Annotated in this window: 14 protein-coding genes; 11 read left to right on the plus strand and 3 right to left on the minus strand. The window is 71.3% G+C overall.

What is annotated here, in order from left to right; genetic code table 11:
• Position 1: 1 nt before the first annotated feature.
• A complete protein-coding gene (locus AC3EO4_RS39365; RefSeq protein ID WP_431900521.1) occupies positions 2-1339 on the minus strand; it encodes an ATP-binding protein in 1338 nt (445 codons plus the stop codon).
• A gap of 190 nt (positions 1340-1529) precedes the next feature.
• Here AC3EO4_RS39365 and AC3EO4_RS39370 point away from each other — a divergent pair, with 190 nt between their 5' ends.
• From AC3EO4_RS39370 to AC3EO4_RS39380, 3 genes are all read left to right on the plus strand, one after another.
• A complete protein-coding gene (locus AC3EO4_RS39370; protein WP_379574388.1) occupies positions 1530-2333 on the plus strand; it encodes a helix-turn-helix transcriptional regulator in 804 nt (267 codons plus the stop codon).
• 175 nt (positions 2334-2508) lie between these two features.
• Positions 2509-5457, plus strand: coding sequence for a type I polyketide synthase (locus tag AC3EO4_RS39375; RefSeq protein ID WP_431900523.1), 2949 nt, complete (start codon positions 2509-2511; stop codon positions 5455-5457).
• Between the two features lie 106 nt (positions 5458-5563).
• Positions 5564-6475, plus strand: a complete 912-nt coding sequence (locus tag AC3EO4_RS39380) for a hypothetical protein (protein ID WP_379574390.1) — start codon at positions 5564-5566, stop codon at positions 6473-6475.
• Here AC3EO4_RS39380 and AC3EO4_RS39385 read toward each other — a convergent pair.
• Positions 6460-6915, minus strand: a complete 456-nt coding sequence (locus AC3EO4_RS39385; protein WP_379574391.1) for a group II truncated hemoglobin — start codon at positions 6913-6915, stop codon at positions 6460-6462. The two genes, AC3EO4_RS39380 and AC3EO4_RS39385, sit on opposite strands and share 16 nt — an antisense overlap.
• A gap of 143 nt (positions 6916-7058) precedes the next feature.
• Between AC3EO4_RS39385 and AC3EO4_RS39390 the strand changes: the two genes are divergently transcribed.
• From AC3EO4_RS39390 to AC3EO4_RS39425, 8 genes are all read left to right on the plus strand, one after another.
• Positions 7059-8057: an alcohol dehydrogenase catalytic domain-containing protein gene (locus AC3EO4_RS39390; protein WP_379574392.1), complete on the plus strand. Its 999-nt coding sequence runs from the start codon at positions 7059-7061 to the stop codon at positions 8055-8057.
• 1 nt (position 8058) lies between these two features.
• The gene (locus tag AC3EO4_RS39395; protein ID WP_379574393.1) at positions 8059-9339 is read left to right on the plus strand and encodes a ferritin-like domain-containing protein; all 1281 of its coding nucleotides are present in this window, start codon (positions 8059-8061) and stop codon (positions 9337-9339) included.
• A 74-nt stretch (positions 9340-9413) separates the two neighbouring features.
• On the plus strand, positions 9414-10049 hold the full coding sequence (locus AC3EO4_RS39400) for a hypothetical protein (RefSeq protein ID WP_379574394.1): 636 nt from the start codon (positions 9414-9416) through the stop codon (positions 10047-10049).
• Positions 10046-11152, plus strand: a complete 1107-nt coding sequence (locus AC3EO4_RS39405) for an NAD(P)-dependent alcohol dehydrogenase (protein ID WP_379574395.1) — start codon at positions 10046-10048, stop codon at positions 11150-11152. Before AC3EO4_RS39400 ends, AC3EO4_RS39405 begins: the two co-directional genes overlap by 4 nt.
• Before the next feature lie 9 nt (positions 11153-11161).
• Positions 11162-12169 carry an alpha/beta fold hydrolase gene (locus AC3EO4_RS39410; RefSeq protein WP_379574396.1) on the plus strand — a complete coding sequence of 336 codons (1008 nt, stop codon included), beginning with the start codon at positions 11162-11164 and terminating at the stop codon, positions 12167-12169.
• Positions 12170-12182: 13 nt separating this feature from the next.
• The gene (locus AC3EO4_RS39415) at positions 12183-12485 is read left to right on the plus strand and encodes a hypothetical protein (protein WP_379574397.1); all 303 of its coding nucleotides are present in this window, start codon (positions 12183-12185) and stop codon (positions 12483-12485) included.
• The gene (locus tag AC3EO4_RS39420) at positions 12482-12772 is read left to right on the plus strand and encodes a hypothetical protein (protein WP_379574398.1); all 291 of its coding nucleotides are present in this window, start codon (positions 12482-12484) and stop codon (positions 12770-12772) included. Before AC3EO4_RS39415 ends, AC3EO4_RS39420 begins: the two co-directional genes overlap by 4 nt.
• A complete protein-coding gene (locus AC3EO4_RS39425; protein WP_379574399.1) occupies positions 12769-13656 on the plus strand; it encodes an alpha/beta fold hydrolase in 888 nt (295 codons plus the stop codon). The genes AC3EO4_RS39420 and AC3EO4_RS39425 overlap by 4 nt, the downstream gene beginning before the upstream one ends.
• Here the strand turns inward: AC3EO4_RS39425 and nfi are convergent.
• Positions 13653-14309, minus strand: coding sequence for a deoxyribonuclease V (nfi, locus tag AC3EO4_RS39430; protein WP_431900527.1), 657 nt, complete (start codon positions 14307-14309; stop codon positions 13653-13655). The two genes, AC3EO4_RS39425 and nfi, sit on opposite strands and share 4 nt — an antisense overlap.
• Between the last annotated feature and the right edge of the window lies 1 nt (position 14310).

The following is a 14310-nucleotide window of genomic DNA, read 5'->3' on the forward strand; positions in this document are numbered from 1 at the left end:
CTCAGGCGGCGGGTGTCTCCGCCGCGGTCGCCGTCGTCACCATCGAGACGGCGACCGCGACGTCCCATCCCGAGCCGGACTCTCCGCCGTGGAACCCGGTGGCCAGCAGCGTCGCCTCGGCCTCCCTGCCCGCCAGCAGCAGCGCGTCGATCAGGCAGGCCGTCAGATGCGGCGTCAGCCACGGCGGACCCGCCCCCATGCCGCCCGCGAGCAGCGCCAGCGCCCTGCGCAGGTGGAAGACCGCCTCCTGCGGCCTGGTTCGCAGGGCCACCATGGCCTGCGCCGCGTGCGCGAACAGGGCGCTCTCCCTGTCGCCCCTCTCGACCCTGGCCGCGCTCTCCGCGCCTGCCCCGGTCAGCGCGAGGACCCACGCCCGGTAGGCGTCGTACATCGGCCGCGAGGGCGAGCCCGCCCGTCGCAGGAAGTCGCCCGCGGCCGCGGGACTGCCCAGCCCGCAGGCCAGGTTGATGGCCCTGGCCAGCGCCAGGTGCGGGGTGTTCTCCACCACCCCCGCCGGCAGCGAGTCGAGGAACCTCATGCTGTCGTACGGCCTGCCGCGCAGCAGCAGCAGGTGCGCGAGCGGGACGGCGACCAGGTGGCCCATCCCGCACCACGCGGCCGCCTTGCACAGCTCGTAGGCCCGGTCGAAGGCCAGCCCCGACCACGCCTGCCAGGTCGCCTCCACCAGGTGCAGGGGCGGCGCGGCCGTACCGGCTCTGGCGCGCCACTCGGTGACCGGCTGAATCTCCCAGCCGTCGTGGGCGCGGCTGAGACGGGCGCCGAGCCCGCGCCCGACGAGCAACTCGCGCAGCAGCGCGGCGTTGCCCCTCGTCGCCGCGTGCAGCGCGGCGGCCGTGGCCTGCCTGACGTGCCCGCCCGCCAGCGAGGTGAGCAGGGCCGCCACCTCGCCGACCGTGAACGGCGGCAGCGCCAGGCTGCGTGTGCCAGGCTCGAAGCGCAGGCAGTCGGTGGGGTCGGGGCGCCTGGCCTGTTCCCCCGACAGGGCGGTGACGATGACGGTGCCGACCTTCCTGCGGCCGAGCTCCCGCAGCGCCAGCAAGCTGTCGTGCCCGCTCAGGTGCGCGTCGTCGACGACCAGCAGCAGCGGCCTGACGGGGGCGCTCGGGACCCGGCCCGCGATGCCGGCCGCCGTGACGGAGGCGTGCAGGCGGACCACGTCGTAGCCGGCCGCCTCCGGCGAGCGTAACGCCTGCTCGACCAGCGAGCTGCGCCCGCTGCCGGGCTCCCCCGTGATGACGATCGGTCCAGGCCTGGCCGCCCGCAGCGCCGCCCTGATCGAGGCGAGCTGCTGACTTCGGCCGACGAAATTCCACTCCATACCTTCCCCCTGTCAAATGATCGCTATGGAAATGCTTGGCGGAGGCACGGCAACGGGTCAATGTCAATGTGACGAAATGGATTGTCGTATCGGTCTACGAACCGATGACAGTTCGGGTCAGGCCTTCTACACTCGGGTCCGGACTTTGCACGGTCATTGTTAACGCGGTGGGGGTCGTACAGGGGGTCCAGTGTCAGGTGACGACTGGAATCGTCAGGAGCTGGCCAGGTTCTTACGCAGCAGGAGAGGCCGGGTCAGCCCCGAGCAGGTGGGTCTGCCCACGGGGGGGCATCGGCGTACCAAGGGCCTGCGGAGAGAGGAGGTCGCGGTCCTCGCGGGGCTCAGCCCCACCTGGTACACCTACCTGGAACAGGGCAGGGACATCAGGCCCTCGACGCAGGTGCTCGACAGCCTGGCCAGGGTGCTCGGCCTCACCGAGGACGAGCGCCGCTACATGCACACGCTCGCGCACGGGCAGGTGGCCAACCCGCAGCCGCTGGAGCCCGAACTGGCGGCGGGGGAGGTGATGCGGGGCCTCGTCGAGCTGATGCGGGGGCACGAGTTCCCGGTCTACGCCACCAACATCTACTGCGACATGCTCGCGTGGAACCCCGCGGCGACCGAGTGGTACGACGACTGGGGCGCGATGCCACAGGAGCAGCGCAATTTCCTGCGCTGGGTCCTGCTGTCGCCGCTTGCGCGCGACCGGCTCCCGGACTGGGAGGAGGACACCAGGGATCTGGTGGCCCGATGGCGCTCGGAGGTGGCCAGGTGGCCGGGCGACGAGCGCATGCAGGCCAGGATCGCCGAGTTCGCCAAGGCGAGCCCGGCCTTCACGCGTTTCTGGCGCGAGCACGACGTGCAGGAGCACCGCGCCCTCACCCGCGTCATCAACCATCCGCGGCTAGGCGCGCGCAAGCTGCGGATCATCCTTCTGCTGTCTCCGGACGAGCCGAAAGTCGGCGCGGTTATCCATTATCCAATGGATGCGTAAACCGAAATCTCCGGGAAATGCAATTGCAGCAATATGTCGGCTCCCGGTATTTCGTCAGCTGTTAATTGACAGTCTTGGCCCCGCGCCCGACCTTGGGTGATGTCGCGAACCATCAATACGGGTGCGCGGTCGCCACGAATTCCCCGGCGGCCCGTGCACAGATGGGAATGGGAGCATGCACAAGAGCAATGGGCGAGATCCCGTCGCCATCGTCGGTGCGAGCTGCAGGTTGCCCGGTGCGCAGGATCTCGGCCAGTTATGGGAGGTCCTCACCGAGGGCAGAGACGTGATCGGCACCATTCCGCACGACAGGTTCGACATCGAGACCAACCACGGCAGGCGGCGCGACGTCCTGCGCGGCGCCGGAGGCTATCTGGACGACATCACCGGTTTCGACGCGCGCTTCTTCGGCGTCTCGCCCTTCGAGGCGGTCAGGCTCGACCCGCAGCAGCGCGTGCTGCTGGAGGTCACGTGGGAGGCCCTCGCCGACGCCGGCATCCCCGCCGAGAGCCTGGCCGGCACCAACACGGCCGTCTACACGAGTCTGCTGTCGTCGGGCTACTGGGACCTGCTGCGCGGAGTCGGGCTCTACGACATGCACGCCGCGCTCGGCGCCGCCGTCAGCGGCATCTTCCCCGGACGCATCTCCACCATGCTCGACCTGCGCGGCCCCAGCATGGGCGTGGAGGCGGCCTGCGCCACCTCGCTGCTGGCCGTCCACGTGGCGTGCAGGGCCCTGTGGTCGGGCGAGACCGACCTGGCCATCGTCGGCGGCGCGAACCTGCAGATCGTGCCCGACCTCTACTTCTCCCTCGCCGACGCGGGCGTGCTGTCCAGCTCGGGCAAGTGCATGTTCGGCGACGTCCGCGGCGACGGCTACGTGCGCAGCGAGGGCGTGGCCAGCGTGATCCTCAAGCCGCTGTCGCGCGCGCTGCGCGACGGCGACCGCGTCTACGCCACCATCCTGGGCTCCTCCTGCACCCACGACGGCCGCACGGGCGGCTCCATGGTCGCGCCGGGGCTGGAGGGGCACCGGCAGATGCTGCGCTCGGCCTACCTCGACGCGGGCGTCTCTCCCTGCGACGTCGGCTACGTCGAGGCGCACGGTCCCGGCACCCGCGCGGGCGACCCGACCGAGCTGGCCGCCCTCGACGCGGTCCTCAGGGAGGGCCGCGAGGAGGGGGACAGGTGCCTGGTCGGCTCGGTCAAGTCCAACATCGGCCACACCGAGTTCGTGGCGGGGCTGGCGGGGCTGCTCAAGACCGCCCTCGCCGTACGGCACCGCACGATCCCCGCCACCCTGCACGTCGAGGAGCCGCACGAGGTGCTGCGGGAGCCGTACCGGGCGGTGGAGCTGGCCACCGGCATCCAGGAGTGGCCGCGGCCCGACCGGCCTGCCGTGGCGGGCGTGAGCTCCTTCGGCATGTCGGGCACCAACATCCACCTGGTGCTCTCCGAGGCGCCCGCGGCTGAGGAGCGCACCGCCGCTGCGCCGAGGCCCGTGTACGTGCTGCCACTGTCGGCGCGTGATCCGCAGGCGCTGCGCGAGCTGGCCGCCGACTACGCCGACCTGCTGGACGGCGAACCGGAGCTGGAGGACCTGTGCTTCAGCGCCGGCGCCCGCAGGTCGCAGCTCGACCGCAGGCTGGCCGTCGTCGGCCCCGACGCCGCGTCGCTGGCCGCCTCGCTGCGCGTGTTCAGCGAGAGCGGGCTCGACGACGGCAGGTCGCTCGTCGCGGGCGAGAACCGCGTGGCCAGGCAGCCCAGGGTCGTGTTCGTCTTCCCGGGCCAGGGCGCCCAGTGGGCGGGCATGGGCAGGGACCTGCTGGCCCGCGAGCCGGTCTTCGCCTGGCATCTGCACGAATGCGCCAAGGCGGTGGAGGCCGAGCTCGGCTACTCGCCGGTCGACGTCCTGCTCGGCGAGCACCCGATGACGGCCGTCGACGAGATCCAGCCCACGCTGTGGGCGATGCAGGTCGCCCTGGCCGCGGTCTGGCGCGAGTGGGGCATCGAACCCGACCTGCTCATCGGCCACAGCATGGGCGAGATCGCGGCTGCGGTCGTCGGCGGCTCCCTGAGCGTCGCCGACGGCGCCGCCGTCGCGTGCAGGCGGGCCCGCCTGCTGCGGGAGGCGGGCGGATCGGACGGCGCGATGTGGGCCGTGGCGCTCGGCGAGCAGGACGCCTATCAAGCCATCGGCGAGCACGCGGGACAGGTGTGCGTGGGCGTGGTCAACAGCAGGTACGCCACCGTGCTGTCGGGCGAGGCCGCCGCGCTCGAGCGGGTCGTCGAACCGCTGAGACGGCGCGGCGTGTTCTGCCGCAGGGTCGACGTCGACTACGCCTCGCACGCCCCCCAGGTGGAGCCGCTGCGCGACGCGCTGCTCGACACGCTGTCAGGGCTCAAGCCCGCGCGGGGCGACGTCCCGCTGCACTCCAGCGTGTGGGGCAGGCTCGTCGAGGGCGAGGAACTGGACGCCCGCTACTGGTTCGAGAACCTGCGGCTGCCCGTCCGCTTCGCCGACGCCGCGCAGTCCGTCATGGACGGCGGCAGGCCCACCGTCTTCATCGAGATGAGCCCCCACCCCCTGCTGCAGTCCTGCCTCGAGGACGAGATCCAGGCCGGCGGCGCCAGGGGCGCGGTCATCTCCTCGCTGGAGCGGGCGGAGCCGGAGGCCGACGTCCTGGCCGCGGCCCTGGCCAAGGCCTTCGCGCTCGGCTGCAGGCCCGCGTGGGAGCGGCTGCACCCCGACGGCGGGTTCGTCCCGCTGCCCGCCTACCGGTGGCAGCGCCGGCGCTTCTGGCCCGACTCGGCCAGGAGCGCGCAGCCGCCGGAGCCCTCGCCGGTCGTCTCGCGGCCCGACCTCGCGGGGTTGTCGGAGGCCGAGCTCGCCGCCACCGTCGCCCGCCTGGCCGCGCAGGTCCTGGCCGTGCCGGGGCACGAGGTCGGCGTCGACGTCCCGCTCGCGCACCTCGGCCTCGACTCGGTCCTGGCCACCAGATTCAGGGACAGGATGCGCCGCGACCTGGGCGTGGACGTGCCGATCCGCAACCTGCTCGGTCCGAGCACGCTGCTCGACCTGGCCACCGAGCTGAGGGCCGCCCGAGTCGCGGGCGCGGCCTGACCGGCCGCGGGACGGGCCCTTCGCCGCCGCCGTTCCGGGTGGCAGTCCGACTGCCAGTATCAAGCGGCTCTGGGACACCTGCTCCGCAGGCCGGAAGATGGGTGCCATGGTGATCGCCGTGATGACCGCGCTGGTCGGCGGCGCGCTGGTGACAGGGGTCTGGCTGAGCGTCCTGCTCACGGTCTTCACCCCCAGGGGCAGACCGTCCAGACTGGTCCGCGGTACCCTGCGGACCCTCGCGTCCGTGCTCGTCGCGGTCGCGGGGCGGCTGCCTCGCCGGGTGCGCGAGCCGCTGCTCGACCTGTGCGCGCCGCTCGCCGTCTTCACGGTGGCCGCGATCTGGCTCGGCGTGTCGTCCGCGGGCTTCGCCCTGCTGGACGGCACGCCGCTGCGAGAGGCCGAGTGGGCCTCCAGAGGCCTGCTGCTGGCGGCCGTCACCGCCTACCTGCTCCGCTTCCTGCACGCCTACGGCAGGCGCGAACGCCTCGTCGCCAGGCTGGCGGGAAGCGTCTGCGGCCCCCGCGACGCCGACGCCCTGCTGGCCGCCTACCTCAGGACCGGCTCACGCGACCACCTCGACACCCTGTTCGCCGAGTGGACGGGCTGGATGACCGAGGTCGAGAGCACTCACATCGCCCACCCGACCCTCACCTTCCGCAGGCCCGCGGGCGACCTGGACTGGCTGAAGGCCGCGGTCATCGTCCTCGACGTGGCCGCGCTCACCGAGGCGCTGGCTCCCAGCTGGGCCCCGGCCCACACCCGCGCCCTGCTCGACACCGGCACCCGCTGCATGCAGCGCCTGGCCGCCGAACTGTGCATCAGGCTGCCGCCCGTGCCCGTCAGCCTGCAGGGCCGCGAGGAGAGCAACTTCTCCGACACCCTGCGCGTCGCCCACGATGCCGGCCTGCCCGCCGAGTGCGACGCGCAGGCCGCGTGGGTCGTCTTCCAGCACCGGCGCATCGGATACGCGCCGCACGCCTACGCCATCGAGGCGCGGCTGCACTACGAGCTGGACTGATCGGACTCCTGCCAGGTCCACTTCGGGACCGCGCGCAGCGGGTGGAGCTCCTCGTCGGTGGTGGCGAGGGAGTTCTGCTGGGCGACCCGCGAGCCGAACTCCAGGTGCTCGCGCACCGCCTCGCGGAACGGCTCGTCGGCGGGCAGCCCCGCCTCGTCGAAGGACTCCATGTACAGCGCCACGAAACGCTCGCGCTGCTCGTCGGTGATGTTGAGATGACGGTGCACCTGGACGAGGTAGTCGAATCCGAGCTCACGGGTGAAGCGGTCGGGCCCGCCGAAGGACTCGGCCGTGAACCAGGTCAGGTGATCGACGTGGGTGGCGCGACGCTCGGGAAACAGCTGCTTGAGCAGGGGATCCTCGAGGACCTTCACGTAGAAGATCTCCTCGAGCCTGTGCAGCGCGTCGTCGCCGCCTGCGTGCGCGTACAGACTGGTCATGCACCCACCTTCATGGTCACCCGCGGGGTTGTCCAGCACGTTCGCCCTGAAGGAAACCCGTCGAGCTGCGTTAAGTCAGCCTGTCCGCCGCGCTCGAGCCGTCCTTACGGTGGTCCTCCGGATCGCAGGCGGAGGAGGAGATCGTGCGCGCAGCCGTGATCACGCAACTGAACTCACCGTGGGAGTTCAAGGAGCTCGCCGACCCCGTGGCGGGTCCTGGCCAGGTCGTCGTCCGCATCCAGGCATGCGGCATGTGCTTCAGCGACGTCCTCGTCCACCGTGGGCACTGGCCCGTCCAGCTGCCCATCGTGCCCGGCCACGAGCCGGTCGGCGAGGTCGTCGAGCTCGGCCCCGGCGTCACCACGCTGCGCGTGGGCGACAGGGTGGGCGTCTCCTGGATGCAGCGCGGCGAGGGCCGCTGCGTGCACTGCCAGAGCGGCAGGCCGGTCCGCTGCGAGCACACGCAGACCTGGATGGACCTCGGCGGCGGCTACGCCGACCTGATGCTGGCCTGGGAGAGCGGCTGCACGCTGCTGCCCGAAGGCCTGTCCTACACCGACGCGGCGGTCGCCTTCTGCGCCGGGTTCACCTCGATGAGCGGTCTGCGCAACGCCGACCCCCGGCCCGGCGAGCGCGTCTGCGTGCTCGGCGTCGGCGGGCTCGGCCACATGGCCGTCCAGCTGGCCGCCGCCATCGGCCTGGAGACCGTCGTGCTCACCACCTCGCCCGACAAGGCCGAGTACGCCAGGGAACTGGGCGCCACCGAAGGCGTCGTCGTCGACGGCGACCCGGGCAAGGCGCTGGCCGAGGCGGGCGGCGCCGACATCATCCTGGCCACCACGACCTCCGCGGACCAGGTCGCGAAGGTCCTGTCGGGCCTGCGGTACGGCGGGCGCCTGGTCACCATGGGGGTCACGGGACCGCTGCAGGTCGAGGACATGATGACGCTGCTGTTCAAGCAGTGCTCCATCAAGGGCAGCACCCACAACAACCGCTCCGACCTGGTCGAGGTGCTCACCCTCATGGCGCAGGGCAAGGTCGTCCCGCGCGTGGAGAAGTACCCGATGGCCGAGATCAACGAGGTGCTCAAACGCGTCGAGGCGGGTCAGGTACGCTACCGCGCCGTGCTGGAGCACGACTGACATGCCCGAACCCGGCATCGTGGTGGCCAACAGGGAGCACCTGTGGTGGCTGCTCATCGAGGCGTCCCAGCTGGAGCACATGATCATGTGCCAGTACCTCTACGCCGAGTTCAGCCTGAAGGACGCCGGCGAGCTGACCGCCGAGCAGGCGGAGGCGGTCGGCAGGTGGCGCGAGACGCTCCACGGCATCGCGGTCGAGGAGATGCTGCACCTGGCACTCGTCGCCAACCTGATGGCGGCCATCGGCGCGGCGCCCACCTTCGGCAGGCCGAACTTCCCCCAGCGTTCGGGGTACTTCCCCTCGGGGTTCCAGCTCGACCTGCTGCCCTTCGGCGAGCAGGCGCTGCGGCACTTCCTGTTCCTCGAACGGCCCGAGGGGATGCCGATCGAGGACGCCCACGAGTTCGTGCCCTCCGCGCCGAGCCGCACCACGCTCGCGCCCGAGGAGCTCATGCCGCGTGGGCAGGAGTACACCACCATCGGGCACCTCTACCGCGGTCTCGAGGAGGGTTTGCGGGCGCTGTGCGACAGGCTGGGCGAGCAGGCGGTCTTCGTCGGCTCCCCGCGCGCCCAGGCCACGCCCGAGCTGTTCCGCTGGCCGCAGCTGACCGCCGTCACCGACCTGAAGTCGGCCCTGGCCGCGATCGAGATGATCATCGAGCAGGGGGAGGGTTCGCGCGGCGACTGGCGCCAGGCCCACTACGGACGCTTCCTGGCCATGTGGGAGGAGTACCGCGCCCTGCGCGAAGCCGATCCCGCCTTCGAGCCGGCCAGGCCGGTCGTCCCCGGCTACCTGCGCCAGCCGTACGACATCGTCAAGCCGGTGCCGCTGATCGCCGACCCCGGCACGCGCGCCGTGGCCGAGGTCGCGGTCGTCGCCTACGAGCTGGTCCTGCACGTCCTGACGCGGTTCTTCACCCACACCGACGAGAGCGACGAGCAACTCGGCCTGCTGGTGGGCACGGCGATCGGGTTGATGGCCCAGGTGCTGAGGCCGTTGGCGACCGCGATGACCATGCTGCCCTCCGGACGGCAGGGGAGCACCGCGGGGTTCGCGTTCGAGATGTACTACGCGATGACCAACTCCGTGCCCTGGCGCGAACCGTCGTGGGCGCTGCTGCACGAACGGACGCTGGTGCTCGTCGAGCGATGCGCGCAGATCGAGCGCTCGGGCGGCGCGCCCGCCGAGGTGGTCGCCGCCGGACGGCGTGCCGCCGAGATCGCCGAACGCCTCGCCGCGCACGTGCCGGCACACCTGCGGCCGACCTCACGAACTGCGTGAGCGACTTGCCGAGGTACCAGCCGGTTCTTTGACCCCCGCCGCGCGGCCGTAAAAGCATTTCCGCAGGAGGCAGTATGAAAACCAGCGCCGACATCACGCCCGAGCTCCTGGACGGACGGTGGCGCAGCCCGTTCGCGGCCGAGGTCTTTCCCGGGATCTACGGCATCGACGACTTCTGGCTGCGCAGCCCCTTCTGGGCCATCCACTTCAACTCCTACAAGGACCCCGACTGCGGAGAGCGGCTCTTCGAGCTGATCATCACCGGCTTCTTCGACGTGCTGGGCCCGAGCGCCGTCACCGAGGGGGCCAGGGAGGTCGACTTCTCCCGCACCAAGACGTGCCTGCGGCTGTTCGACGACGGCCTGATCGCGGCGGCCGAGGAGGTGAAGGCCGGCAGCGGGCACTGGGAGAAGGGCCAGTGGCAGGACGTCTCGCTCGGCGGCTGCCCCCCGATCGACCTGCCGGGCGTGGACGACTGCCCGCTGGAGTACGACCTGCTGGGCATCGACGGTGACCGGCTCTACTTCGGCCAGCGCCACCACGACGAGGCGGGTTCCATCTGGACGCGCCGCTCGCCCGGCCTGCTCGACTACTACGTCGTGCGCGTGACGGACGAACCACCGCAGGCCGGGCACGGCGCCGAGTGGGGCCCGACGGAGTGGTTCCGTCTCACCAGCTCCTACCCGACCAGAAGTGGAGACAAGCTGTGACCATCACCCAGGCAGCGGTCGTGGAGGGGCCAGGGGCACCCTTCACACTGCGAGAGGTCGAACTCGACGAACCCCGGCAGGGCGAGATCCTCGTCAGGATGAAGGCGGCGGGAATCTGCCACACCGACCTCACCGTCGCCGCGGGGCTCATCCCCTTCCCGCTGCCGGGAGTGCTCGGCCACGAGGGCGCGGGCGTCGTCGAGGAGGTCGGCCCGGGCGTGACCAAGGTCCGTCCCGGCGACCACGTCGTGCTCACCTTCACCTCCTGCGGCGGCTGCGCGTCGTGCAGGCTCGGCCACCCCGCCTACTGCACCACGTGGATCCCGCAGAACCTCATCGGCGGCAAGCGCGCCGACGGCAGCTCGCCCATCAGCAGGGACGGCACGCAGCTCGGCGGCCGGTTCTTCGGCCAGTCGTCGTTCTCCGAGCTGGCGATCGCCGACCAGCGCAGCGTGGTCAAGGTCGTCGACGACCTGCCCTTCGAGCTGCTCGCGCCGCTCGGCTGCAGCATCCAGACCGGCACCGGCGCGGTGTGGAACACGCTGAAGCCCGAGCCGGGCTCCTCCATCGCGGTCATCGGCACAGGCTCGGTGGGCCTGGCGGCCGTCATGGGCGCCGCGCTCATGCCCGTCGCCGAGATCATCGCCGTCGGCCGCAGGCAGGACCAGCTCGAGCTGGCCGCCAAGTTCGGCGCCACCCACACCGTCGACAGCAGTCAGGCCGACCTCGCCACCGCCCTGCGCGAGATCACCGCCGGCGCGGGCGTGGACTACGTCGTCGAGGCCGTCGGCAACCCCGACGTGCTGCGCGGCGGCATCGAGGCGCTGGCCCCCCGCGGCGCGGTCGCCGTCGTGGGCGCGCCGCCGTACGGGGTGGAGGTCTCCATCGACGTGCACCGCCTGCTGCCGGGGCGGCGCGTCCTCGGCGTCTGCGAGGGCGACAGCGACCCCGACAGGCTGATCCCCCTGCTGGCCAGGCTGATCAAGGCAGGCCGCCTGCCGATCGAGCCGCTCGTCAAGGAGTACCGCTTCGCCGACATCCAGTCGGCCGTGGACGACTTCAAGGCCGGCAAGAACCTCAAAACGATCCTGCGATTCGGCTGAGAGGCAACCATGGAGATATTCGAGCTCGGCGACTTCCAGCTCATCTCGGGCGCCACGCTTCCTGCAGCGCGCCTGGCCTACCAGACCTTCGGCGAGCTCAACGCCGCCAAGGACAACGTGATCGTCTTCCCGACCTTCCTCGGCGCCCCCGCCGAGGTGCTCAACGGGTGGATCGGCGAGGGCAGGCCGCTCGACCCGAGCAGGTACTTCATCGTGCTGCCCGGCCACTTCGGTCTCGCCCCCTCCTCCGCGCCCAGCAACACGCCCGCGCCGTTCGCGGGGCCCGCCTTCCCCGAGGTCTCCATCGCCGACGACGTCATCGCCCAGCGCAGGCTGCTGGCCGATCGCTTCGACGTGCACGAGGTCCGCCTGGTGCTGGGCTGGTCGATCGGCGCGATCCAGGTCTACGAGTGGGCGCTCAGGTTCGGCGACGTCGTGCGGCGCATCGCGCCCATCGCGGGTGCGCCCACCCCGCCTCCGTGGACCAAGCTGTGGCTCAAGACCGTCGTGGAGGAGCCCATCACGGCCGACCCGCACTGGAACGGCGGCGACTACCAGGACGCGTCGGCCGTCAGCGGCGGCCTGGCAAGGGTCGCGCACGGCTCCGCGCTCACCGCGCCCCCTCGCTCCTTCTACTACGGCAGCGCCGAGGTCTGGCGCACGCTCGGTTTCGACAGCGTGGACGGCTTCGTCCAGGGCTTCTGGGAGGGCTTCTGGCTGCCGCAGGACCCCAACGACGTGGTCGTCCAGGCGCGCAAGGCCCGCGCGTCCTGGCCCGGCGCCGACGGCGAGACGCTGCAGGAAGTGCTCGGCCGCGTCACCGCCAAGACCACCGTCGCCGCGCTCACCGGCGACTCGCTGTTCCCGCCCGCCGAGTGCAGGCAGTACGCGAGCTGGATCCCCGGCGCGCAGTTCAGGGAGATCGACAGCGTCTACGGCCACCTGGCCACCTTCGGGCTCAGCGAGGGAGACGTGAAGGCGATCGACGACGTCATCCGGCACGCCCTCGAAGGCTGAAGGGAGGTCCACCTTGTCCCAGGCAGAGTTCGTCAGGTTCCTGCGGGCCGCCCGCGACAGCCCCGCCATGCTCGAACGCTACGCGCCCATGGACATGTCGCGGATGATGTTCCACGCGCGCGGTGACGGGTTCACCTTCACCATCAGCGAGGTCGGCCAGGTCGTGGGCAGGCTGGAGGTCGACGTCGTCGTCGGGAAGGACGGCGAGTCCTTCGACGGCTCCAGCGGCCTGTGGCGGCAGATGTGGGGCAGGCGCTACCTCGACTACCTGGTCCACGACGTCGTCTCCCGCTTCAGCGACGAGGAGCTCTCGTGAGCACATCGGGCCTCATCGACTTCCTGCGCGGGCTGGCCGACCGGCCCGAGCTGCTGGACCGGCTCAAGGACAAGCCGAAGAGCGAAGTGATCGCCGCCGCGGGCGGGACCTTCACCGAGGAGGAGTTCAACTCCTTCGTCTGGGACCTCGAGGAGCGCCTGGCCAAGTCGCGCGGCGAGGCCTTCGACGCCGAGTTCTCGCTCTGGCACCTGCTGTGGGGCCAGTACTACCTCGAGTTCCTCGTCCACGACCTCGTGCCCACCCTCGACAGGGAGCGTCAGTTATGAACGGGTTGTACCTCGGGCGTGAATGGAACGTCGAACACGACAGGCGCGCCAAGGTGAGCGACGCCGAACTCCGCTACACGGTGCTCGGCGAGGGCGAGCCCGTGCTGTGCATCCACGGCACCAGCATCGCCGACAGCCTCATCACCCCGTTGCGGTTCCACCAGCCGCTGCTGGACGACTACCAGTTCATCAGCTACTACCGGGCCGGCTACAACGGGAGCACGCTCCACAAGGACTCGCTCAGCATCGAGGAGGGCGCCGAGCACGTCAGGGAGCTGCTCGACCACCTGGGCATCGACCGGGCGCACATCATGGCCTTCTCCTTCGGCGGCGTGATCGCCTTCCAGTTCCTGCTGTCGCACCCCGAACGGGTACGCAGCGCGATCCTGCTGGAGCCCTACCTGCCGCGCGAGGAGCCCCAGGCGATCCAGGCCAACGTCGACGCCTTCATGGGCGCGATGAAGCTCTACGAGAGCGGCGACAAGCTCGGTGCCGCGCAGCGGTACATGGAGTCGGTGTGCGGGCCGAACTTCCTGTCCGCCGTGGACATGACCGGGCCGCTCGACGTGTGGGAGAGGGTCGAGGAGTGCGTCGACACGACGTTCACCGTCGACTTCCCCGCGATCTCCCAGTGGGGCTTCAAACCGTCCGAGGCGGACCGGTTCGCCGACGCCAAGCCGGCCATGCCCGTGCTGGCCGTGATGGGCCTCGACAGCGAGTCGGCCATGCCGGGGTTCAGGGAGACGCAGCGCTTCCTGATGAACTGGCTGCCCCAGGCCGAGCGCTGCGGGATCCCGAACGCGACGCACGGCCTGCAGAGCATGAACCCCGTCGCCGTCGCCGAGGCCGCCCACGCGTTCCTCCGGCGCGTCGGCGGCTCCTAGGTGCGCGACAGCCGGTCGGCGAGCCTGATCGGCTCGGGCAGGCGGTAGGCGGGCGCCATGCGCAGGACATGGGCACAGGCGCGGTCGAGGCCGATCCGGTGCCCCTGGGACACGTAGACCGGCTTCACCCCGCGCCGCGTCCGCAGCGCGCGGCCGACGACCTCGCCGTCGAGCAGGATCGGGCTCCACGATCCGCGCTCGGCGGCGGGGTCGTCGTGCGTTCCCACGAAGGCGGTCTTGGCCACGCCGATCACCGGAAGGCCGGTCAGGACGCCCAGGTGGCAGGCCAGGCCGAAGCGGCGGGGGTGCGCCAGGCCGTACCCGTCGCAGACGAGCAGTCCCGGCGTGACCGTGAGCTCCTCCATGGCGGCCAGCAGCGGCGGCAGTTCGCGGAAGGCGAACAGGCCCGGCACGTAAGGGAAGGCCGCGCGCCGGCGGACGACGGCGCTGTCCACCACCCGCAGCGTGTCGGCCTCCAGGACGACGACGGCCCCTGTCACCTCGTCGCCGTCGGCGGCGTAGCCGACATCGAGCCCTGCCACGAACTCCACCCGCTCGGGCCCCTCGTCGTCGAGGTCGACCAGCGGGCGCAGCCGCTCCTGTACGGCCTCGGCCTCGGCGATGGTGGTGGGCCACTCGTGCGCGGACGTCATC

It is taken from the genome of Nonomuraea sp. bgisy101, assembly GCF_057708945.1.